Source organism: Candidatus Zixiibacteriota bacterium (assembly GCA_034003725.1).
In the GTDB taxonomy this organism is placed as follows: domain Bacteria; phylum Zixibacteria; class MSB-5A5; order GN15; family FEB-12; genus WJMS01.
In genome coordinates this window covers 1-23338 of sequence record JAVEYB010000021.1, presented here as the reverse complement: position 1 = coordinate 23338, position 23338 = coordinate 1, and the positions used below count along the sequence as shown (strand labels likewise).

23 protein-coding genes are annotated in these 23338 nt (G+C 59.4%); 14 read left to right on the top strand and 9 right to left on the bottom strand.

From position 1 onward, the window contains the following. Positions 1 to 2: 2 nt before the first annotated feature. The 8 genes from RBT76_15390 to obgE all read right to left on the bottom strand — a co-directional run bounded on the left by RBT76_15390 (position 3) and on the right by obgE (position 7278). Positions 3 to 665, bottom strand: a complete 663-nt coding sequence (locus RBT76_15390; GenBank protein ID MDX9859168.1) for a hypothetical protein — start codon at positions 663 to 665, stop codon at positions 3 to 5. Beyond that, a complete protein-coding gene (locus RBT76_15385; GenBank protein ID MDX9859167.1) occupies positions 665 to 1558 on the bottom strand; it encodes a hypothetical protein in 894 nt (297 codons plus the stop codon). The genes RBT76_15390 and RBT76_15385 overlap by 1 nt, the downstream gene beginning before the upstream one ends. Positions 1559 to 1646: 88 nt before the next feature. Then, positions 1647 to 1853 carry a DUF1858 domain-containing protein gene (locus tag RBT76_15380; GenBank protein ID MDX9859166.1) on the bottom strand — a complete coding sequence of 69 codons (207 nt, stop codon included), beginning with the start codon at positions 1851 to 1853 and terminating at the stop codon, positions 1647 to 1649. A 14-nt stretch (positions 1854 to 1867) separates the two neighbouring features. Continuing rightward, positions 1868 to 2953 carry a bifunctional phosphoglucose/phosphomannose isomerase gene (locus RBT76_15375; protein MDX9859165.1) on the bottom strand — a complete coding sequence of 362 codons (1086 nt, stop codon included), beginning with the start codon at positions 2951 to 2953 and terminating at the stop codon, positions 1868 to 1870. A gap of 12 nt (positions 2954 to 2965) precedes the next feature. Next, complete coding sequence (gene ptsP, locus RBT76_15370) at positions 2966 to 4711, bottom strand: phosphoenolpyruvate--protein phosphotransferase (protein ID MDX9859164.1); 1746 nt, start codon at positions 4709 to 4711, stop codon at positions 2966 to 2968. Between the two features lie 83 nt (positions 4712 to 4794). Then, positions 4795 to 5064: an HPr family phosphocarrier protein gene (locus RBT76_15365; GenBank protein ID MDX9859163.1), complete on the bottom strand. Its 270-nt coding sequence runs from the start codon at positions 5062 to 5064 to the stop codon at positions 4795 to 4797. A gap of 5 nt (positions 5065 to 5069) precedes the next feature. After that, positions 5070 to 6176: a DNA-processing protein DprA gene (dprA, locus tag RBT76_15360; GenBank protein MDX9859162.1), complete on the bottom strand. Its 1107-nt coding sequence runs from the start codon at positions 6174 to 6176 to the stop codon at positions 5070 to 5072. Next, a complete protein-coding gene (obgE, locus tag RBT76_15355) occupies positions 6157 to 7278 on the bottom strand; it encodes a GTPase ObgE (GenBank protein ID MDX9859161.1) in 1122 nt (373 codons plus the stop codon). The genes dprA and obgE overlap by 20 nt, the downstream gene beginning before the upstream one ends. Here obgE and RBT76_15350 point away from each other — a divergent pair. From RBT76_15350 to RBT76_15330, 5 genes are all read left to right on the top strand, one after another. After that, positions 7258 to 7908: a CDP-alcohol phosphatidyltransferase family protein gene (locus RBT76_15350; protein ID MDX9859160.1), complete on the top strand. Its 651-nt coding sequence runs from the start codon at positions 7258 to 7260 to the stop codon at positions 7906 to 7908. The two genes, obgE and RBT76_15350, sit on opposite strands and share 21 nt — an antisense overlap. 175 nt (positions 7909 to 8083) lie before the next feature. Beyond that, the gene (locus tag RBT76_15345) at positions 8084 to 9019 is read left to right on the top strand and encodes a PfkB family carbohydrate kinase (GenBank protein ID MDX9859159.1); all 936 of its coding nucleotides are present in this window, start codon (positions 8084 to 8086) and stop codon (positions 9017 to 9019) included. Positions 9020 to 9504: 485 nt separating this feature from the next. Continuing rightward, positions 9505 to 9870, top strand: coding sequence for a DUF1801 domain-containing protein (locus tag RBT76_15340; GenBank protein ID MDX9859158.1), 366 nt, complete (start codon positions 9505 to 9507; stop codon positions 9868 to 9870). A 530-nt stretch (positions 9871 to 10400) separates the two neighbouring features. Next, the gene (locus RBT76_15335; GenBank protein ID MDX9859157.1) at positions 10401 to 10973 is read left to right on the top strand and encodes a hypothetical protein; all 573 of its coding nucleotides are present in this window, start codon (positions 10401 to 10403) and stop codon (positions 10971 to 10973) included. A gap of 246 nt (positions 10974 to 11219) precedes the next feature. Then, positions 11220 to 11948 carry a Fe-Mn family superoxide dismutase gene (locus RBT76_15330; protein MDX9859156.1) on the top strand — a complete coding sequence of 243 codons (729 nt, stop codon included), beginning with the start codon at positions 11220 to 11222 and terminating at the stop codon, positions 11946 to 11948. 58 nt (positions 11949 to 12006) lie between these two features. On the opposite strand, the gene RBT76_15325 is transcribed toward RBT76_15330, so the two are convergent. Beyond that, complete coding sequence (locus RBT76_15325; GenBank protein ID MDX9859155.1) at positions 12007 to 12654, bottom strand: TetR/AcrR family transcriptional regulator; 648 nt, start codon at positions 12652 to 12654, stop codon at positions 12007 to 12009. A gap of 289 nt (positions 12655 to 12943) precedes the next feature. On the opposite strand from RBT76_15325, the gene RBT76_15320 reads away from it, so the two are divergent. The 9 genes from RBT76_15320 (at position 12944) to RBT76_15280 (ending at position 22957) form a co-directional block, all read left to right on the top strand. Continuing rightward, positions 12944 to 14158, top strand: coding sequence for an inositol-3-phosphate synthase (locus RBT76_15320; GenBank protein MDX9859154.1), 1215 nt, complete (start codon positions 12944 to 12946; stop codon positions 14156 to 14158). Between the two features lie 91 nt (positions 14159 to 14249). Continuing rightward, entirely contained in the window at positions 14250 to 14882 is a 633-nt protein-coding gene (gene tmk, locus RBT76_15315; protein MDX9859153.1) for a dTMP kinase, read from the top strand. After that, the gene (locus RBT76_15310) at positions 14879 to 16453 is read left to right on the top strand and encodes a S41 family peptidase (GenBank protein MDX9859152.1); all 1575 of its coding nucleotides are present in this window, start codon (positions 14879 to 14881) and stop codon (positions 16451 to 16453) included. Before tmk ends, RBT76_15310 begins: the two co-directional genes overlap by 4 nt. Then, positions 16450 to 17217, top strand: a complete 768-nt coding sequence (locus RBT76_15305) for a sulfite exporter TauE/SafE family protein (protein ID MDX9859151.1) — start codon at positions 16450 to 16452, stop codon at positions 17215 to 17217. Before RBT76_15310 ends, RBT76_15305 begins: the two co-directional genes overlap by 4 nt. Next, complete coding sequence (locus tag RBT76_15300; GenBank protein ID MDX9859150.1) at positions 17202 to 17510, top strand: hypothetical protein; 309 nt, start codon at positions 17202 to 17204, stop codon at positions 17508 to 17510. Before RBT76_15305 ends, RBT76_15300 begins: the two co-directional genes overlap by 16 nt. Next, positions 17507 to 18175 (top strand): MtnX-like HAD-IB family phosphatase, encoded by a 669-nt coding sequence (locus RBT76_15295; protein MDX9859149.1) that lies wholly within the window; start codon positions 17507 to 17509, stop codon positions 18173 to 18175. The genes RBT76_15300 and RBT76_15295 overlap by 4 nt, the downstream gene beginning before the upstream one ends. Positions 18176 to 18190: 15 nt before the next feature. After that, positions 18191 to 20689 (top strand): sugar phosphate nucleotidyltransferase, encoded by a 2499-nt coding sequence (locus RBT76_15290; GenBank protein MDX9859148.1) that lies wholly within the window; start codon positions 18191 to 18193, stop codon positions 20687 to 20689. Between the two features lie 280 nt (positions 20690 to 20969). After that, positions 20970 to 22373 (top strand): asparagine--tRNA ligase, encoded by a 1404-nt coding sequence (gene asnS / locus RBT76_15285; protein ID MDX9859147.1) that lies wholly within the window; start codon positions 20970 to 20972, stop codon positions 22371 to 22373. A 242-nt stretch (positions 22374 to 22615) separates the two neighbouring features. Then, complete coding sequence (locus RBT76_15280; protein ID MDX9859146.1) at positions 22616 to 22957, top strand: transcription initiation protein; 342 nt, start codon at positions 22616 to 22618, stop codon at positions 22955 to 22957. The last annotated feature ends 381 nt before the right edge of the window (positions 22958 to 23338 follow it).

Sequence of the window (23338 nt, the reverse complement as noted above, 5' to 3'; positions counted from 1 at the left end):
ACTCACCCCTTCCCCATGTAGGTACGTTCGATCCCGAGGATGATGCGAAGCGACATCGATGCCGCTCCCAGCGCCGCGCCGATAATAATGCCGCGCTGCACCGACAGGTTGAACCCGTTCATGATATAGATATTGATCCAGTCGGGAAGGCTTGGGTGAAACAGCCGCAGAAACCACTCGCCCATCGGAATCCGAGACAACATGACCACCACCGCCGTCAGAAGCAGCAGCGTAGACTCCGTACTACGGGCGCGAAACGCACGGTACGCCGCCGACGCGATATAAAACGCCAGCATAGCGAACATGGTCGCCATCATCGGCTCCGAAATCCGCGTCCACAGCCAGTAGTATATCGACCCCTCGTTGCGACCGAACAACGGCGACCACGAGACCGGAAGCGCCGACGGGATCGCCATCACGAATACCGAGATGATAACCAGGAGGCTGTACGGCCACCCTTCCTGGCGGCGCTTCACTTTGTTGAAATTGACCCGCGTGATCGACACCATCCCCAGCGCCAGCGACATACCGAAAATAATCGTCACCCAGATCAGGATGCCGCTCTGGATCTGACCGATAAACGTGGTCTGTTCGTTGAAGAAAAAGGAAATGGTGACGACGACGCCGGTGACGAACGCGGTGATGACGGGCGCGGTACGACGCATCAGGCCTCCTGGAACCACGCTGAATAGATGTCAAAGAAGTCGATCACGTCCCAGTGGTCCAGAAGCGACAACACCACACCAATCACGATCACGGCGATGAACGCCACCTTGAGCAGGTCCTGTCCTTTCAAACCGCCCGTCATGAGTGGCTCGTGCGAAAGGTACGCCGATGCCGCGTACAACTCTTCGCCCATCAGCGTGTAGTCGCAGGCCGCGATGAAAAAAGGAAGCTGCTCGGGCTGCGATGTTCCGGCGATCTGGATCGAACCGGCGGCGTTGCCCGTTTCCGCCAGCAGCAGCGACTCGGCGAAAAACCCCCCGAGAAAGATGTTCGTGGCCGGACGCTCGCGCATCATGATGCCGTTTACGGCCGCCGTAAACGCAAACTGCTCGCCCGCAAGATAGCGAACCGAATCCTTGTTAAACCCGTCGGGCTTGCCCGCCTCGACATACGACTGCTCGCATATCTCCTGACAGGCCGCCAGAACCGTCGGATACCGCGCCGGAACTATCAGCGGCGTCTCATACTCGGCGATGATCTTCGTCACCCGCCCCAAAATCGACACCCCGGCAATCGTGTCCATCTCGTCCAAGTCGAGAATACCGGGAATGTACAAAACCGGGCGACCCATCTCCGTCGCCCGACCGACCGCCTCCTCGACCGCATCCAGTCCTGCAATCTTCCTGAGAAACAGTCGTTTGCCCTTCCGCGCCTCGTACGTGAAATACAGCACGGCTGCACAAAAGACTACGATCAGAACTAAGGCGTTGATTCGGTTGGTGAGAAACGCCGGTTCGTCGGCCTCCTGCGCAAACAGCGGCGACGCCGACGACGCCGTCAGGATCACGGCGGCCAGACACACTCCCAGCGTTTTCCTCAGATGAAATGTCACGGTCGAATATAGGCCCTCGTCGGAATCTTGTCAACGCAGCGCAGCGATACACTCATCCGTCAGAATGACGGCTCACCGGACAAAATGCTTAATGACGATTTGCGAATTCTTCAACCAGCCGCTGCACCTGTTGGTCATCCATTCCCTTCTGATGAGCCAGTTCCCTCAGACTCCCCCAGAACGGTTCACCGCACACCACGCAGGGCAGATTGTGGTCAATCAGAAACTTCACCAGTCCGGGATACTCCCGTACCAGGTGGTCGATCGGACGGTCTGCGTCGATTGTACCGGGCATGACCGGAACCCGCATCAATCCGCAAGCGCCTTTTTGAGCTTCTCGATTACCTCGACCGGCGTCGGGTCCATCCCGTTGAGTACCGCCAGATAGTACGACGCGAAATCGCCGAGTTGTATGAGACTCAGCATCCGCTCCAGAGGCTTCTCGCCCATAGAGTGTACGTCCTGAACCGTGGCGCCGCAGTTCTCGACTATCGCCTTCACGATATTCATGCGCTTGCGGATCTTCGGGTGATCGCCGGCATCCCGAAGCATGAAAACCGTCAGATGCTCCACGTGCGGTTCGATCGTCGCCTTTGTCCAGCCCACCAGCTCGTTGTGATTGCACTCCGGAAATTCATTCGCAAACGCGAGGTTCTTCCCGTTTTCGCAGATCTGTCCCTTCCATCGCTGCGCCACCACGCCCGTAAACGACGGCCCCCCGTAGATGAGCGCAATCTTTCCTTTGATCGCCTCGGCAATGTGCTTCGCCGGATTGGAAATCAGCGGATTATCCTCGATATATTTCTCGCGGCGGGCTCCCAGTCTGTCCGCCGCAACCCCGATGTCGCCTGAAAAACCCTTGATCAGACCGATCTTCTCGAAAAAGACCAGGAGCGGCACGAACGAATACGCCAGCGCCGCCCGAGGCTGCATGCCGCCCGGTAACGCCAGCATCGGAATCGCATTCAACTCCGCAACATCCGCCATCATGCCACCCGTCGACATCACCGCAATCAGCGCCTTGCGCTGCAACGCGTCATCGAGCGCCGCCAGCGTCTCTTCGGTATTGCCGCTGTAGGACGATGCGATCACCAGCGTCTCGTCGTCAACGTACTCCGGAAGCGCATACCCCCGAATGATCGAAAACGGCACCAGCAGCTCGGACTGAAGGTAACACCGAATCAGGTCGCCACCGATCGCGGATCCCCCCATGCCGACCAGCACGACATTGCGCACGTCCGGGAAATCGCCCTGCGACACATCCCAGGCCCTGGCCATCTTCAACGCGTCATGCAGCTGCTCCGGAAAATCGAATATCCGGTTGTACATGTTGCCGGGGTCGGCGGCGCGAATCTTCTCTATATCGTCAAGAATCGAAACTTCCGTGCTTCTCATGAGTACCTCTGGTTATGTCTTGTCAAGCGCCGACCGGTAACTTTGCAGCCTGCGGATAACCGCCTGGGGAGTGCCGCTCGCCATCACCGAGCCAACCAAATGCTTAACGAGGTTGGAGTCAATCTTTTTTACCTGACGGCACAGGTCGAATATCTTCATCGGGTTCATCGACAGCGAATTCACCCCCATTCCGATGAACAACGGCAACGCCAGTGGATCTCCTGCAATCTCCCCGCAAATCGACACCGGGATACTCGCCTTCCGGCATGCGTCCACCGTCAGCTTCATCAGGTGCAGCACCGATGGATGGTATGGCGAATACAACGATGCCACCCGCTGGTTGTTGCGATCCGCCGACAGCGTGTACTGCGTCAGGTCGTTCGTCCCCAGCGACATGAAATCCACCCGCCGCGCCAACTGCTCGGCCATCAGCGCCGCCGACGGCACCTCAACCATGATACCAACCTTGATGTCGGGATCAAACGCCACCCGCTCCTTGCGAAGCTCATACTTCGCCTGCGCGATCAGACGGCTCGCCCGATCGACCTCGGTCGCGTCTGATATCATCGGCAGCATCAACCGGATGTTGTTGTGAACCGATGCGCGAAGTATCGCCCGGATCTGTTGCTTGAAAATATCCGGCATCTCGAGCATCGAGCGGATCCCCCGCAGCCCCAGCGCCGGATTGTCCTCATGCTGAACAAGTCCGTCTTCTTTGAATTTGTCCGAACCGAGATCAAACGTTCGGAAAATAACCTCGGTCGCGGCAAATTTCTCGGCAATCCGAACATAGTACGAGTACTGCTCGTCCTCGGTAGGAAAGTGATTGGCCTGCAGATACATGAACTCCGTGCGATACAACCCGATCGGAACCCTCCGCTCCGCCAGCACATCCTCTACCGGCCCGGGCAGTTCCAGATTCGCCGCGACCGGCACCTCCTGTCCATCCCGTGTGACCGGCGGAATGTGCGGGAGCCGCTTGATGCGCGTGATGAGAGCAGGACCCTGACGCTTCCGTAACCTCTGGTAATCTGACCAGTCGTTGTCGGTTGGATTGATGATCGCAAGGTCATTCGTTCCGTCGAGTATAATCCGGCAACTGTCGGGAATGTCACTCCATGTGAAGTCTCCCACAACCACCGGCATCATGAGCGACCGCGCAATCATCGCCATATGCGAATTACGGCCGCCCTCATTTGTTAACAACCCAACCGCCTTGAGGTTACGATAACTCATGACCTCCGCGGCCGTAAACATCTTGCCCACCAAAATTGTGTTCGGACTGAACTTCACGGGCAGCCGCTGCCGGTGCTTGTTCAAATGCGACAAAACCCGGTCCGCTACCGACTCGATGTCTATTGCCATCTGCCGCATGTACTCGTCAGGTGACCGCTTCAACTGCAGCGTGGTCTGACCGACCAGCGTACTGTAAATATAGCCCGCATTGCGGCGCTGTTGCGCTATCTGCTCCTTAACCTGTTGCAGGAACTCGTAGTCGCTCGCGATCAGCAACTGCGCGTCGAATATCTTCGCGACCGGCCCGCCAATCCGCCGACCGGCCGACTCTCGAAGTTTCGTCAACTCACCCACCGTCCGCGCAACCGCTCGCTCGAGCGACGCCAACTCGGACTGCACCTGCGACTGGGCAATCGCCACCTCCGGTACCTTCTTCTCACCCGGGAAAATTATCCGGGCGGTACCCATGACAATACCGGCCGATACACCGGTGCCTCGTATGATGCGGCGGCTTCTGAACATAGTCTGATTACAGCCTCCAACAGGCTAATTTGTAATGAGATAAGTATACCCCCCGAGGGGAAGGACAGGCAAGCGGAATGTGGTCAGCCCATTTCGTTGAAACCGGATTCGATGACGTTGATCAGCGCGTCCACCGCCTGCTCCTCGTCGGGCCCCTCCGCCTCCACCGTCACTTCAGAGCCTTTCTCCGCCGCCAGCATCATCACACCCATAATCGATTTGCCGTTCACCCGCAAACCGTCTTTCGTGAAATGAACTTCCGACTGGAATCTTCCGGCCGTCGTGACGAGCATTGCCGATGGTCGCGCGTGAAGACCAAGCTTGTTGACAATCCGGGTTGTTTTCTTGACCATAGCGGTTATTCGCAGAGGACGTAACGTTTTCCTGACAACTCCTGCACGATCCCTTTCATCTCCAACGCCAGAAGATACTCAAGAAGCTCCGAAACCGGAAGTGCAACCTCATGCGCCAGCACATCAATTTGCCGGGGCCCGTCAGCCAGCACATCGATCAACCGCTGTTCCGTCTCCGTGACATCGGCCGTCGCACGGAACCGTCGGGCCGCCACCTCACCGCGAAGCCGGGGCAACTCTTCGAATATGTCCTCTACTGATGTAACCATTCGCGCCCCTTTTTTCAAGAGCGCATTGGCCCCAACCGACCGCTCCGCGCTCGGCGCCCCCGGCACGGCAAACAACTCCCGCCCCTGCTGAAGCGCCAGCTCCGCCGTGATCAACGCCCCGGACTTGCGACCCGCCTCCACCACCACGACTCCGTCCGACAATCCCGAAATGATCCTGTTGCGGTCCGGAAACGTAGTCTTGTCGGGCCCCTGCCCCGGAAGATACTCCGAAAACACTGCCCCGTGCTCGATTATCCGCTCGGCCAGCGCACGATTGCCCGGCGGGTAAATGATATCCAGCGATGTCCCCCACACGGCCACCGTGCGCCCTCCCGCATCCAGCGCGCCCGCGTGCGCGGCCGTGTCGATCCCCTCAGCCATGCCGGACACCACCGTCACCCCCGCACCAGCCAGATCCGATGCCAGCTTCAACGCAAACCGACGCCCCGGCTCGGTCGCATGCCGCGTACCGACCAGTGCGATCATTTTCTCGTCGCGCGATGGAAGCGTCCCCAACGCAAATAACACCGGCGGACGATCCGGAATCTCCTCCAGCGACGCCGGATACGAATCCTCCCCCGAAAACAACACCTGCCAGCCCAGCTCGTCAACGCGTGCAACGTGCCGTTCCGCCGCGCCACGGTCCGCTTCGTGCTTGATCGCCGATCCTACCGCGCGCCCGATTCCCGGCACCGCCTCCAGCGCCGCCAACGGCGCGGACAACACCCCGAGGACCGAACCAAAATGCTTCAGGAGCTTCCAGTACCGTCCCCGCCCCACCCCCGGCACTGACAGGAGGGTGATAATATCGGCTAATCGACTGTCACGTTCGCTGTCGGTCAAGTTCCCGCTCTATCGCCTGTAAAAACGCCTCTCGATTCAACCCGGCCACCGCCGAGATATAGAGATACTCCGGTTCGTGCTCCGATGAAATCGCATCGAGATCACTTTCCGAAACCGTGTCGATTTTGGTGATTACGGTCAGCGACGGCCGCTTGGTAAGTGTAGGATCGAATTCGTCCAGCTCGTTCTGCAGCGTGCGACGCGTCGCATCCAGATCGACGTCGTTTACGTCGATCACGTAAATCAGCAGACGCGTACGCTGAATGTGCTTGAGAAACTGCAGGCCCAGACCCTTACCCTGCGACGCCCCTTCGATCAGACCGGGGATATCCGCCATCACGCACGACTTGTACTCGCGAAGTCGCACGATACCGAGATTCGGAATCAGCGTCGTAAACGGGTAATCCGCGATCTTGGGCCGCGCCGCCGAAAACGCCGCCAGGATCGTCGACTTGCCGGCATTCGGAAGCCCCACCAACCCGACATCCGCCAGCAGCTTCAGCTCAAGCGATAGCGACCGGCGCTGCCCCGGAAATCCATCCTGTGCCTTGCGCGGCGTCTGGTTGGTCGGAGACTTGTAAAACGAGTTTCCGTGTCCCCCCTTGCCGCCCACCGCGAGCACCACCTCCTGCCCCGGCGTATCGAGGTCAGCCAGCAACTCACCGCTGCCAAGATCACGTATCAGCGTCCCCACCGGGATACGGATGCGGGTGTGCTCACCCGATCGTCCGGTTTTCAGATTGCCCTGCCCCGGCTGACCGTTCTCGGCTTCGTATTTCCGGCGATATCGAAAATCCAGAAGCGTCGAAAGATTGGGGTCTGCCACCGCGATAATATCGCCGCCCCGACCACCCTCGCCCCCGTCCGGACCGCCCTTGGGAACGTACTTCTCCGTGTGAAACGATATACACCCGTGTCCGCCGCGCCCCGACGCGACCTCAATCTCGACGTAGTCGACAAACATGATCACAATATCCACGTCCGGCACGGTGAAGTCAATCCCCATATCATGCTGTGCCGCAATCGAAAAAAGCCCGCTGTTTCGATTGACGCTGATTGGGGCGGCCTGTATATTGGCGCCGTGTCCATCACCAATGATCATAAAGCCGCGCCGACCATCAACCAGCGCAAACGGCAATGGTACGAGGATACCTTCCTCGGACTCGGACGGGTCTGTCTCCGGCTCGGACTCAAACCAAACTTCCTGACCTTCGTCTCGCTCGGGTGCGCGATCGTCGCCGGCGTCTATTTCTGGAAAGACAATATGCTTATGGGCGTCGTGTGGATGATCGCCACCGCGTTTACCGACATGCTCGATGGATCCACGGCGCGTGCGGGCAATCTCGGCACCGTGTTCGGCGGCATCCTCGACCACGTCTTCGACCGCTACGGCGAGTTCTTCATCCTTGCGGGCATCACCATGTCCGGCGCCGTACATCCCGGGTGGGGCCTGTTCGCCCTGTTTGGCATGCTGATCGCCTCGTACACCCGCGCTGCCGCCGAATCGATGGGCAAAATCGAAAACTGCGCGGTCGGCATCATGGGACGACTGGAAAAGTTCATCCTGATTATCGGCGGAGCATTGACCGAGATCTGGCTGCCCATGGGCACCTGGCCCAAAGGCGGCTGGCTCGAGTTCGCCCTCATCGTGGTCGGCGTCACCTCGTTCATCACCGCCATTCAGCGACTGGTCTACACCAAAAGAGTCCTCGGCAACCGCAAGAGTGTGTAGAAGACACTGGCATCACAACATGTCCAATAGTGGCCGTCATAGATACCGATCATGTGCAGATCAAGCACCAGGGTACGTCTGCCTTCGGACGTACCCTTCTTTCTTCGGATACGGTCAGGCGGAATCGCCCGACCGCTCCATACAACAGAACTATCCCTAACAACGAGACTTTATCGTGATCACTGCTATCGGCAACCCCGTCTACGACTACATCAAGACCCAGAGAATCGAGACCGATGGTCGCGTGTTGTCGGGATGCTCCACCAACGCGGTCCTCGCGCTCTCCAAAATGGGCGCTCGGACGCGCCTCATCGGCTCGGTCGGCGATGACTTCCGCTCGCGCTTTCTGGCCGATCTCGAACGCTTCGGCATCGCGCACCATGTCACTCCCTCGGAACAAACCGGCGGCTTCTCGCTGGTGTACTACGACAACTATGGCAACCGCACGCTGGATCTCCTGGGCAAAGCCGCGCCTATCGGCGACATCGACCCGTCGTTGTACGCCGCTTCCGACGCCGTGCTGATCGGACCGATCCTCAAGGAAGTGTCGTTCGACCTGATCCGCGAAATCCGCCTCAATTTTGATGGTCTCTTTTTCTGCGACCCGCAGGGACTGTTACGCGGGGTCGACTCCGAGGGCCGCATCTATCATGAGAAGCCCGATTGTATCGAGGACGTGCTGGCGTTGTTTGACGTTGTCAAACCGAACGAACTCGAAGGTAAAGTCCTCACCGGCATCGACTGCCGCAAGGATCCCTACGAAGCCGCCCGAATCATCAAGTCATGGGGACCGAAAATCGTAGTCGTCACCCTCGCCGAACTCGGCTCCGTGATTTTCGACGGAAAAACGTTTATCGATATCCCGCCCTACGAAATCGACCTCGTCGATGCCACCGGCGCGGGCGACACCTACATGGCCGGATTCACCTTCGAGTATCTTCGGACGGGCGGCGATGTGCGGCGCGCCGGCTGTTTCGCCTCGTGCACGTCATCGATCATGATCGAACACGTCGGCCCGGACTTCCCCATGACCGAATCCGCCATCCGCACCCGCCAGGCGACCCTGCTCGACATGATCGACTTCAAAGTCTCCGTAACGGTGAACGCGTAATCGAGTCGCCCGCCCCATCCCGGGCGGGTTTCGGACCGGGCCTGTGCGTTTCACTAGTGTAGGACATGTCTGTCCTCAGACGTGCCACTCCTCCGTGCGTGCCGTACCTCCCCGTGCGCCGCGCTACCTCCCCTTTCAAACTCGTGCGTGGCGTACGTCCCCGTGCGCCGCGCTCCCTCCCCTTTCAAACTCGTGCGTGGCGTACCTCCCCGTGCGCCGCGGGAACCTTCCTTGTCATTCCCCGCCGCGACGGGGAATCCACCAATGCCGATCTCCTGCGTGCCGTACCTCCCCGTACGCCGCGCTACCTCCCCTTTCAAACTCGTGCGTGGCGTACCTCCCCGTGCGCCGCGCTACCCCCCGCTCCACTCCCGGCACCATCACCTGCCCCAAACTATGTGATTGCACACATCTCGTTTCGTGACGTATCCATATCTACCGGGCGAACCAGTTCACGTCACATCCAATGACAGGAGACCATCTTCATGGCAAAAGAACAAATCGCCCATGATGTCGACCAGTACCTCGCCGCCCTCCCGCCCGACACCTGCACCATGCTCGAGAAACTCCGCGACACTATCAAAGCCGCCGCGCCGGAAGCCGAAGAACTCATCAGTTATCGCATCCCGACTTACAAATACCACGGCATGCTCGTGCATTTTCTGGCGAACGAGAAGTACTGCAGCTTCGTCGTGACCAGCAAAACGACAATCGAGCAGTTCAAAACCGAACTTGCCGGCTACAAAATCTCCGGGACCACCATTCACTTCACGCTCGACAAACCGCTCCCCGCATCGCTGGTGAAGAAAATCGTCAGAGCCCGCCTGAAAGAAAACGAATCCAAAAGATAGGGCGGTTCCGTCCCCGAACCCGCCGGACCCGTAGGGCGGTTCCGTCTTCGAAACCGCCACTGTAAGCTCGGGTATCGCATATACGTCGCACTGATTCGAGTAGCCCACTCCTCTGGAGTGGGTGACTCCCTAAGCTGCCTCCTTTCCCGAACCCGCCACCGACATACTCGCAAACTTACCCGACACCGTCATGGGCCGAGGCTGTTCGCAGCCCGACCGGACACGCCGCAGGCGTGTCATTCCCGTGCAAACGGGAATCTATCTTCTCATGAACGAGGGTATCTCTCGCGGAGAATGATTGACGTTTCGTCGTCGGACAACCCCGTCGGATGCTGGTCCCGTTGGGCGGTCCCGTCTTCGAAACCGCCATTTGCATTCAAAATGATTGACGAATCCTGCTGATTCGCGTATCTTCTCCTTCACACTTTCGATTGGCACCTGGGGAAAGCCAAGCGACATCCCAATCTCCTATCGGGGGGAGGTTGAGATTATACCGGTTCATTTATATTACAAAGCAGGAGATTGTAGTCATGCCAGAAGCTGCTAAAAAGTCGAAAAACGCGCCCTCAATCATGGCTCTCGAAAGGAAGTACAAGTCGTGTTCTGTGGGCGTTCGGGGCTACTTTGACCAGTTCCCCGATCTGATCAGCAAATTCAAACTCGACGTCTGCCTCGCCTACATGTTCTTCCGAACTGAAATGGCACAAAACACCATCCTCTATTGCGGTGTAGTCAAACTGCATCGGGCAGATCAAGCCGTGGCGAGGAAAGCCATTGAAGCCCAGTATCTCACACGACAAAGTTTCCTCGAGTTGTTTGCAAATGTCTTCTCCGCACCATTACCGGATGCCATCGCAAAGACGATCAAAAGCGCGGAGAAGACCCGTGATAGAGTCCTTCATGGGAAACTGGTCGAGCCGTCGGAAATCCGTGAAGCTCTCCACGATGTTCTGGACTACGCTTCCTTAATGAACTTCCATCTGGAGAAAGTGGCGGGGTTCAAACCATTCGGTGATCTTCGAGGTTTCAAGGGGCGTACCGCATCGTTAGAGAAACAGACCAGCCGCTGGTTGCTGAAAGGATTGGGCTTCAGTCTGCACTAGATTGTTGCTCTCTGCACACCGACCGGCTGAGCGTCAATGCCTCCGCGACCAAGACATTACAGATGAGTAGCCCACGCGTCTCGCGTGGGTTCGCGATCGTAAGATGCAGTCATCACCGTACCTATCTCGCAAAACTCCCCGCCGCGGCCCCACCCCCCCCGGAACCCTCCCCCCCTTCCGCACGTTCTACCCTCTATACGCAAATGTAGACATTAACAGCCTACTTTACAGGCAGGAGACGAACGAATGGAACGCTCTCGACGAAGCTTCATGAAAACCGCCGGCATGACTGCCCTCGCCGGCGGACTCGCCGGTACACCGTTCATGATGGCCGCACCGGCCTCCGCCCAGGACTCCGGCGTCACCCCCCCGATCGAACTGCCCGCGCTGCCGTACGCGTACGACGCGCTCGAACCGCATATCGACGCCGCCACGATGGAAATCCACCATGGCAAACATCACCAGGGATACGTCAACGGCCTCAAGGCCGCGGAGAAAGCGCTCGCCGATGCGCGCGAGAAAAACGACTACGCAATGATCGAGCACTGGTCGAAAAAACTCTCCTTCAACTACGGCGGCCACTACCTGCACAGCATGTTCTGGGAAATCATGGCCCCCGCCCAAAACGGCGGCGGCGGCCAGCCCGCCGGAATCCTCATGCAGTATATCTCCAAGGACTTCGGCAATTTCGATAACTTCAAAGCCCAGTTTAGCGCGGCTGCCGGCGCGGTCGAGGGCTCCGGCTGGGGCCTGGTCCACTACCGACCCATGGACGACCGCCTCGTCATCGCACAGGCCGAAAACCAGCACAAACTCGCCATGTGGGGATCAACCCCGATCATGGGCATCGATGTCTGGGAGCACGCGTACTATCTGAAATACCAGAACCGCCGCGCCGAATACGTGTCGAACTGGTGGAACGTCGTCAACTGGCCCGCCGTCACCAAACGCTTCCGCGCCGCCAAGGGCGTGTGATTGTAATGCGTGCTGTCAGGCGACCCCGCCTGACAGCACGCTTCCGTCAACCCACCCCTCACGCCTTGATCCCGTCGAATAAAAACGATATCAAATACTCCCCCACCCCGATCCCGACCGGCGCCGTGCTCGAAAACCGCCGCGCCACGATCCCGTCCACCATCACCGATACCAGGTAGGCCGTCTGCTCAATATCGAAATCCCCCCGTATCTCCCCCGTCAATTCCCCCCGAAGAATAATCTCCGCGATATACTCCCGGAAGTGCCGCTCCAGATCGATCCCCTCGATCGTCACCCCCGCGTGGTTCAGTCCCCGTGTCGCGAACAGGTAAAACGTCTGCTCCGCGCGGTGCAGCTTGCTGTTGACCACAATCTCGTGGTACAGATAGCGAATCCGGTCTCGCGCCAGTGCCGCTTTCTCCTGCCGACGGATATCGGCGATCCACGTCGCAAGATCGTCGTCAAACGTCAAAAGGCAGAATTCCAGCAGATGAGCCTTCGACGGGAAATACTGAAAGAACGAACCCTTGGACACCGCACACGTGCGACAAATTCGGTCAACCGCGAGCCCGTCATACCCGTACGTGCCGAACAGCGCAATGCCCCGGCGGTAAATCATCTCCTTTTTGTCCGGCGGCAGCCGCCGAAACGTGTCCGTGACCACCCCCGCGCTGACAAGCTGTGCGATCAGGTTTTCGTTGAGCATACCACTGGCTCCAATGGTTCTTGTGGCCCACCTAAAGCTCCCGCCGTGGCAGCAGCGGCAGGTGGGCTAACCTAACGACACCCCGCCGTTTCAGCCACAGCATGACGGATCAATCACACCGAGTCGCCAACCGGTTATGACCAATCGGTCATAGTATATATACCATAGATATATAAACGCAAACACAATTCAAATACTCGTTGACCGCCTCCGATACCCGGCAATACCTTCCCGCAGCCAATCCAACGACCGGATCACGACTGGATCCATAGATCAGAAAGGATGCTCCATGCCGAAAGTCAGAGTCGCCATCATCGGCGTCGGCAACTGCGCCTCGTCCCTGGTGCAGGGTGTCGAGTTCTATAAAAAGGCCAAGGACGACGAGCAGATTCCGGGCTTGATGCACGTCAACCTCGGCGGCTATCGAATCAGCGATATCGAGTTCTCCGCCGCCATCGATATCGACAAAAACAAGGTCGGAAAAGACCTCGCCGAAGCTATCTACACCCGGCCCAACAACACCTACAAGTTCTGCGATGTCCCCAAATTGGGCATCCCGGTCATGCGCGGCATGACCCACGACGGTCTCGGCTACTACCTCTCGCAGATTATCGAAAAAGCCCCGGGCGACACCGTCGACATCGTGAAACTGCTCAAAGAGACCAGGACCGATGTCGTCGTTAACTACCTTCCCGTGGGCTCGGAAGAAGCCACCAAGTGGTACGTCGAGCAGATTCTCGACGCCGGGTGCGGATTCGTCAATTGCATCCCCGTGTTTATCGCCCGCGAACCGTACTGGCAGAAGCGCTTCAAAGAACGCGGCCTGCCGGTGATCGGCGACGACATCAAAAGCCAGGTCGGCGCCACCATCGCCCACCGCGTGTTCACCCGCCTCTTCCTCGAACGCGGCGTCAAGCTCGAACGCACCAGCCAGCTCAACGTCGGCGGCAATACCGACTTCCTCAACATGCTGGAGCGCTCGCGCCTCGAATCGAAAAAGATCTCCAAAACCAACGCGGTTACCAGCCAGCTCAACTACGAGATGCCTCCCGGCACCGTCCACATCGGACCGTCCGACTACGTCCAGTGGCTCGACGACCGCAAATGGGCCTACATCCGGATGGAAGGCACCACGTTCGGCAACGTGCCGCTGAATGTCGAAATGAAACTCGAGGTCTGGGACAGCCCGAACTCCGCAGGCGTCGTCATCGATGCCGTGCGCTGCTGCAAGCTCGGCCTCGACAACAGCCTGTCGGGCGCGCTGATCGAACCCTCGTCCTACTTCAAGAAGTCGCCGCCCGTCCAGTACACCGACGCCGAGGCCCGTCAGCTGACCGAAGAATTCATCGCAAAATACGGCTGGAAAGCCGAATCGGCCCGGCCCGGTCGCGTCCGCGCCGCAGCGAAATCACAAAAACCCGGCAAGCCGGCCGTCTCAAAACCGGACAAGGCCGCCGCGGTCAAAAAGACCACCCCGAAACGTGTGGTGAAAAAGAAAAAGTAGTTTCGCTCCGGAAGCCGAACCTGTAGCTTGAAACCGGCGATGGCGACATCGCCGGTTTTTTTCGTCAACCTTCGCCCGATACGGATAACCTATGGCGCCGAAACGCACACGCGGCCGGCTGATTACGTTCGAGGGAATCGACGGTTCCGGTAAATCCACCCAGCTCACGCGAAGCGCGTCCCACCTGAAAAAGCGCGGCTTCGATATCGCCGTCCTGCGCGAACCGGGCTCCACCAAAGTAAGCGAAAAGATCCGTCGCATCCTGCTCGACCCCACCCTGGAGATCAGCGACCTGACCGAACTGCTGCTCTACGAGGCCGCCCGCGCGGAAATCGTCGACAAGCAAATACGCCCCCTCATGGAACGCGGTACGATTGTCCTGTGCGACCGCTTCTACGACAGCACCACCGCCTACCAGGGCTATGGCCGCAAACTCGACCTCGATATGGTGAAACGTCTTCATACGGTAGCGGTCGGCAGCCTGCACCCCGATCTGACCTTCGTCTTCGACCTGCCGCTCACCGTCGCGCTCACCCGACGCGGCAAAAATCCCGACCGGCTGGAATCCCAGTCGCTCGCCTTCTTCCGCCGCGTCGCCCGCGGGTTCCGCGAGATCGCGCGGACCGAACCCCAACGAGTGAAACTGATCGACGCGCGGGGAACGGTCGATCACACCTTCCGGTCCGTCGTCCGCGTCCTCGACCGGCTGCTGGGACCCAAATGACCGAATCGAACCTGCTTTCGCGCCGGGACCTCCTGCTGGCAGGCGTCCTGCTCCTGCTGATTGTCGTCCTTGCGGGCGGCATGGGCGTCTATGTCCTCTCCGCACCGTCGCTCAAACAGGCCAACGCCATGGCCGTCGCCGCCGTCATTATCCGCGACAACTACGCCGAACCGTTCGACTGGCGGTCGATGATCGATGCCGGCCGACGGGAAATGCTCTCCCGCCTCGATCGCTACAGCGGATACATCGAACGTGACCTGTTCAACCGCATGAATGAGGAGTTCACCGGCAGTTACGGCGGCATCGGCGTCACGGTCGTCCCGCATGAAAGCGGCCTGCTCATCATGTCCGTCCGGGAGGGCGGGCCGGCCGCACGAGTGGGACTGCTCAGCGGCGATATCATCATTCGCGCCGACAGCTTCCGCCTCGCCGGAATGAGCGCCGACGAATCCTCGGAACTGCTCCGGGGCGGCGACGGGACCGCTGTCGTCGTCGATGTCGTGCGACCGTCCGGCGATGACACTGTTTCCGTGAAAATCACCCGTGAGAAGATCGATCTGCTGCACATCCCGTTTGCGGGGTTCACACCCGACAGCATCGTCTACATTCGTCTGCTTGATTTCCAGGCCGGCGCCTCCGATGATCTCGAGGCCGCCCTGGATTCCCTGCTCGAACGCAAACCCGACCCGCCGGGTATCATCCTCGACCTCCGCGACAACCCCGGCGGCCTCTTCAGCGAGGCGTACCGAACCGCGAGCCTCTTCCTCGATCCGGGAAAGCTCATCGTCGGCACCGACGCCCGCTCCCGATGGGAAGAAGAACGCCATCATTCAAGCGGCCCGGATATAACGGGTGGATTGCCGCTGGTCGTTCTCGTCGACAAGGGCACCGCGTCGTCGGCCGAAATCGTCGCCGGCGCCCTTCGCCAGCTCGGCCGCGCGCAACTCGCCGGCGACACCACCTTCGGCAAAGGACTCGTGCAGGGGTTCACTCGCTTCAGCGACGGCAGCGGCCTTCGCCTGACCATCTCGCGATACTACCTCGAAGGCGGCGTCTACCTCAACGAATTTGATACCTCGCTGCACGACACCGGTCACGGCCTCGCACCGGATATCCCGCTTGATTTCGTCGATCGCCGCGACTTTCCGCGCGCGCTCGAACAGTCGCTGCTGTTGCAGGAATTCGCGCACGCCCATGAAGACGACATCATCGACCACCCCGAATCCTTCGCACTCGATCAAACCTGGCTCGACCGGTTCCGACAATTCGCCGACGAGCGGGGGTTTGTCTATCGGTCCGATCGAACTGAAGCCGTGCAGGTGATGATTGACATCGCGCAGCTCGAAAACAGCCGGCCCGACGTTCTCGCCGCCGCCGCACGTCTGCACGATATCTCGGCGGCTGAAGACGGCCGCGCGTTTGATGTCTACCGAAGCTACATCGCATCGCGCCTCAAACAGATCGCCTTTGAACGCCGATTCGGATCGTACCGGATGTACCGGGACGTCATCGTCCGCGAAAGACTTGATATCGCCTCCGCCTCCCGCCTGCTGATGGAGAACCGGCCGTGATCGATGAGCTGCTGCTGTTTGTCGGCGGAGCGACGGCCGGACTTGTCGGCGGATATCTGGGCGTCGGCGGCGGCACCATCCTTGTACCGTACCTGACGCTCGTGACCGGTCTCGATATCAAGACCGCCGTACCGGTTTCCCTGGCCGGGGTCGCCGTCAACTCCGTGGCCTCCTCCACGCCATACCTCCGCATGGGCATGGTCGACTTCGAACTCGTGGTCGTCGTATCCGTCTTTATGGTCATGGGCAACATCGCCGGGTCCACGCTCTCCGCAATCGTTTCGCCCGATGTGATCAGGATAATCTTCGCATTGACCCTCGTGTACACCGCGATCACGCTCCTGCGGGGACGGCAGGAAACCGCACGTCTCGACTTCGCCGTCAACCGCCGTCGCGCCATTCTTTTGTCTATCCCGTTCACCCTGCTGATTGGGACCCTCTCCGGGCTCGTCGGCCTCGGCGGCGCCGAACTGCTGATCCCGCTGCTCTACCTGATGACCGTCCTTCCGATGGGTACGGCTCGGGGAACGGCGTTGTTTTCCGTCGGCTTCTCCGCCGCAGCCGCACTCGCGGTCTACCTGACGAGGGGACAGATTGCGCTGCAGGCCATAGCCCCCGTCGTCGTCGGTATCGTGCTGGGAGGCCGCCTTGGCGCGTCGTTTGGCACCCGCGCCCGGCCGCTCGCGGTTCGCGCCGCGTTCTCCATCATGCTCCTGTACCTTGCATACAAACTGGGTTGGATGCCGCTATGGACAATCATGTAAGCGGTCAGAAATTCAATATCCCCCTGCTGGCGCGATCACAAACCGCCCTGGTCATCGCCATAATCATCTGGTTTCTCATCGGCGCGGTCCTCACCCGGATCGGAATCTACCCCCCGAATCTCCCCCCGACCGGACAGATCGGACTGATTGCAATCATCGCCGGTACCTTTGCACGACTCCTGATGGTCGCCGAGCAGTTCCGGCGGGCCCGGCTCTATCGCCTATGGCTGTTATGCTATATGCTCATCCTGCTGATCAGCGCGCCCATCATCGGGGAGCTGGTGCATCGATGAACGTCCAGAGTCACGTGATCTTCTGCGATTTCGACGGTACCGTTGCCCGCCGCGACATCGGCTATCACCTCTTCCGACGGTTCACCGACGGACAGTGCGATACGCTGGTGGCGGACTGGAAATCCGGGAGCCTCTCCACGCGCGACTGCCTGCGGCAGGAAGCCACATGGTTTCACGGTAAGCCCGACGACGTGTATGCCTTCCTCGACGACTTTGACCTCAATCCCGGTTTCACCGAATTCACCCGGCGCGCCGAGCAAAACGGCATACCCCTGTACATCCTTTCCGACGGTCTTGACTTGTACATTGATTTCCTGCTGAGCAAACACGGGGTCGGTCATCTTCCGCGTATCTGCAATCACGCGACCCTCATCGACAGCGGCCTCCGCCTCGAATTCCCGTATCCCGACCCGCACAACACCGGCGGCGGTGTATGCAAAGGCGAACGAATCGCCGAGTACCGTCAGAGACAAAACGGTCCGATTACGGTCATATTTGTCGGCGACGGCCTGTCCGACGTGGACGCCTTGCCCCACAGTGACTTGCTCTTCGCCAAAAAAGACCTCGCTCGATATTGCGACCGACATAATATTCCGTATACTTCGTTTGATACGTTTCATGACGTCACACGGGAGTGTGTCACGCGCTCCCTGTTCCCGATGTAACGCTCTGGAGGACCTGTGAAAGCGATACTCATGGCCGGCGGATTTGGCACCCGGCTGCGACCGCTCACGATAAACCTGCCGAAACCGATGGTTCCGATCGGCAACATCCCGATCATGGAGCACGTCGTTTCGCTGCTCGCGAAACACGGCATCACCAACATCACCTCGCTGCTCTACTTCCAGCCCGAGGAGATTAGAAACTATTTCGGCGATGGTTCGTCATTTGGCGTCACCATGGACTACTGCCTGCCCGACGCCGACTACGGCACGGCGGGCGCCGTGCGCTATGCGCTCGGCGACTGCTCCGAGCGCGTCCTCGTCATCTCCGGCGATCTCATCACCGACTTCGACTTGAGCGAGGCCCTCGCCTGGCACCACGAAAAACGCGCCGAGGCTACCATCCTGCTCACTCATATCGAAAACCCGCTCGCCTACGGCATCGTGATCACCAGCGCCGACGGACGCATCGTCCGCTTTCTCGAAAAGCCCTCATGGGGCGAAGCCTTCTCCGACACCATCAACACCGGCATCTACATCCTGGAACCGACCGCGATTGCCCACATCCCCGTGAACGTCAACTTCGACTTCTCTCAGAACCTCTACCCGCTCATGTTGTCCCGGGGGATGGGACTTTACGGTAAGATCATGGACGGCTACTGGAAAGATGTCGGCAATGTCGGTGAATACCGCCTCGCCCACCGCGATATGTTTGATGGTCTGCTGTCGCTCGATCTCAAAGTCCCCGTGGATGACCAGAACAACGCCCGCGTGTTTAAGGGCGCCAACGTGCGTATCGAGGACTCCGTTCATTTCGCCGGCGCCGTGGTGCTCGGCGACGACGTCTATATCGAACACGGCTCGCAAATAGCCAACTCCGTCATCGGCGATCGCACCCGTATCGGCCGCGACACCCAGCTCAGCGATACCATCATCTGGGCGGACAACCTGATCGGGGCCGAAGTGACCGCCACCGACGCTATCGTCTGCAACCGCTCGAAAGTCGGCAATCAGGCCCGACTCGCCGAAAAAGTCATCGTGTCGGACAACTGCGTCATCGGCGACAAGGCCGTCATCAAAGCCAACTGCAAAATCTGGCCCGGCAAAACGGTCGACGACGGCGCCATCGTCTCCAGCTCCCTTATCTGGGGAGACAAGTGGAACCGCGAACTCTTCACCGACTCCAAGCTCACCGGACTGGCCCTCACCGAAGTCACACCGGAAATGGCGGTGCGCCTCGGCGCGGCCCTCGGCGCCTCCCTCGGCCTCGGATCCTCTGTCGTCACCAGCCGCGATGCCTCGGACTTGTCGCGACTGCTCCGCCGCTCCCTGCTCTCCGGCATCCTCGCGTCCGGTGTCCATGTGGCCGACCTCGAAGCCATGCCGGTACCGATCGTCCGCTACGGACTCTCCCAGGGCCACTACACCGCCGGCATCTACGTGCGCCACAACCCGCTCGACTATCGCTTGATAGACTTTATTCTGTTCGACGGCTCCGGGCTCGATATGCCCACCAACAAACTCAAAAAAATCGAACGCAACTACTTCGGCGAAGATTACGAACGCGCCTCCCTCGACAAAATCGGCCACCTCGAACGCCCCCAGGGAGTGCTCCTCAACTACCGACAGGACTTCCTCGCCGAACTCGATGTCGACCTGATCAGGCGCGCCGGCTTCAAAATCGTCGTCGACCACTCCAACGGACCGTCGTCACTGCTGTTCCCGGACCTCTTCTCCGTCCTCGGCGTTTCGGCCACGGAACTCAACGCCAACCTCAATCCCCGCAAGTTCTCCAGTACGTCCGCCGACCGCACTCAGGCGCTCGTGCAACTGTCCGCTATCGTGTCGTCTATCCGCGCCGACTTCGGTGTCATCTATAACTCGGCCGCCGAAAAACTGACCGTCGTCGACGAAACCGGCGCCCCCCTCGATAACCAGCTGCTGCTGCTGATCGTCACCGACCTCTTCGTCACGGCCATGAAACCCGCAAGGATCGCCGTCCCTGTCGGCGCCTCGATGGGGGTCGAAGAAATCGCCGCCGAATACGGCACCGAAGTGGTCCGGGTCGGCTCCGACCACCGCGCCATGATGGAAGTCCGGCGAGCCGGCCAGGTCGGCTTCGTCGGCGGAACTCGCGGCGGTTTCATCTTCCCCGGATTCCAGATGGGCGCCGATGCCTTGTTCGCAACCTCCAAGATCCTCGAACTGATGGCCCGCACTCGCCTCAGCCTCGCCGATCTCCGCGAAAAATACGACCGCTTCCACCGCCGAAGCGGCTCCGTACCCTGCCCCTGGTCAAAAAAAGGCACGGTCATGCGCAAGCTGATCACCTCGACTCAGGACAAGCGACGGGAACTGATCGACGGCGTCCGCGTCTTCGAAAACGGCGGCTGGGTCCTCATCGCCCCGGATCGCTCCCACGCCTCGTTTAACATCATGGCCGAATCGCACTCCCCCGAGGATTCCGAACGCCTGCTCAAACGCTACGCCGGCTTTGTCGAAGAGAGTCAGGACTAACCCGGCCGCCTGGACCACAAAAGAGGAGCCGCCGGGTTGTGGGGCCCGGCGGCCAATGATAGGTTGGGAACTGAGATGTGATTGACTTAGGCTATTGTGTCTCGGTCAGTCACTTGCTTATACGGACCCCAGAAAACAAGGTTTCACCCGGCCCTCGGTTTTTTTTCGAACCGAACCGCTTTAACCCATTCTTAACCTTGCCATTGGCGCAATTCCTGCTATTTTTAGGCCTTTACCGTCACCCGGTGACGCAGAAAATACATTCCCGCAGGAGCATATCATGGACTACAAGACACGTACGAAAATCGCCCGTATAATCGTCGAGGACGCCGTCCCGGTCGATTCCGAGGTCATCATCCTCGGCTGGATTCGAACGGTACGCGTCAGCAAAAACGTCGCATTTGTCGAAGTTAACGACGGCTCCTGCATCAAAAACATCCAGGGCGTCATCAACGACCCCTCCGCTTTCGCGGTCCTCGACAAGCTGACAACCGGCGCCGCCGTCCGCATGAAAGGCCGCCTGAAAAACTCCGAAGGCAAAGGCCAGAAATACGAAATCGCTGTCTCCGAACTCCAGCTCGTCGGAGCCACCGACGATACCTACCCGCTCCAGAAAAAACGGCACAGCTTCGAGTTCCTGCGCGAAATCGCCCACCTGCGCCCGCGCACCAATACCTTTGGAGCCATCAACCGCCTCCGCTCAAAAATGGCGTACGCCATTCACAAATACTATCAGGAGCGCGGCTTTTACTACATCCACACCCCGATTATCTCCGCCTCAGACTGTGAAGGCGCCGGCAACCTGTTCCGCGTCACCACCCACGACCTCGCCAACGTGCCCCGGATCGACGGCGAAGTCAACTGGGATGCCGATTTCTTCGGATCCGAAGCATATCTCACGGTGTCCGGACAGCTCGAAGGCGAACTGCTCGCCACCGCACTCGGCGACATCTACACGTTCGGGCCGACCTTCCGCGCTGAGAACTCCAACACCTCCCGGCACGCCTCGGAATTCTGGATGATCGAGCCGGAGATGGCCTGGGCCGAACTCGACGACAACATGGACCTCGCCGAGGATTTCCTCAAAAACCTCTTCCGGTTCGCCCTCGATGAATGCGCCGATGACATGGAATTCTTCGATACCTGGGTCGCCAAAGACGAAGAACTGCGCAAGCGACTGGAAAACGTCGTCTCCTCGAAGTTCGAACGAATCAGCTATACCGAAGCCGTGCGGATTCTCGAGAAAGCAAAAGAACCCTTCGAGTTCCCCGTCCACTGGGGCGCCGACCTCCAGTCCGAGCACGAACGCTTCCTGACCGAAAAGACATTCAAGAAACCCGTGATCGTCTACAACTATCCCGACGAGATCAAAGCGTTTTATATGCGCCTCAACGATGACGGCAAGACGGTCGCGGCGATGGACGTACTCGTTCCGGGAGTCGGCGAAATCATCGGCGGCTCTCAGCGCGAGGAGCGACTCGATGTCCTCACCGACCGTATCGTTTCAAAAAAAATCGGCACGCTCGAAAACTACGACTGGTATCTGGACATTCGTCGCTGGGGCTCGGTGCCGCACGCCGGATTCGGCCTCGGCTTCGAGCGGTCGCTGATGTACATCTCCGGCATGGGGAACATCCGCGACGTCATCCCCTTCCCCCGCGTCCCCCGCTGGGCAAAGTTCTAAGAGGTCTCAACCCGCCTGTGGACGACAACGTGCGTCGTGTACGCCCTCGTGCCGGGTGCCCCACCTTTCACGTGGGCTTGGCGGACGACCTGTGAGCGTTTCACAACATACTGAGTCGCCCACCCCCGCCTCGGCGGGCGGGCGTCCCGGGTGGGATTTCTCGGCTATAAACCGGCGAGATGGGTAACACGTTAGACCGGTGACATGGGTGACACATTTGTGACTGTTGGAGAAATAGGATCGTGGCAAAGTATCTGATATCATTCCCCAGTGCTGCAATGAATGTACCCGACAGCGAGTGGGAGGCAGTGGTTCGAGACTCTCATGCGGTGATACGCGAGGCGAAGGAAGCGGGCGTCTACGTTTTCGGCGGTGGCATAGATGAAACAGTACTGCCCGTTCTGGTGTCGGCCAATGGCTCAGTCGCTGACGGCGGCTACCCGTGGGCGCCTCCGCTCAATGGTGGATTCACTGTACTTGAGCTGCCTTCAAGAAAGGAGGCCATCGAATGGGCCGCACGGATCGCAAGAGCGTGTCGCTGTGATCAGGAGCTTCGAGTGTTCATGTTTGATCCAGAGTCGTGAGGTCGGAGTGTTGCTGTACCTTCGACAGGGCCGGGTGCCCCACCTTTCAGGTGGGCACGTGCCCGTGACCTTGGTCACGGCGAACCAACCCCCAAACACAAGATCCTCGTGCCCGTGACCTTGGTCACGGCGAACCAACCCCCCAAACACAAGATCCTCGTGCCCGTGACCTTGATCACGGTGAACCAACCTCCCAAGCACAAGATCCTCGTGCCCGTGACCTTGGTCACGGCGAACCAACCTCCCAAGCACAAGATCCACGTGCCCGTGACCTTGGTCACGGCGAACCAACCTCCCAAGCACAAGATCCTCGTGCCCGTGACCTGGGTCACGGCGAACCAACCCCCAAACGCAAGATCCACGTGCCCGTGACCTTGGTCC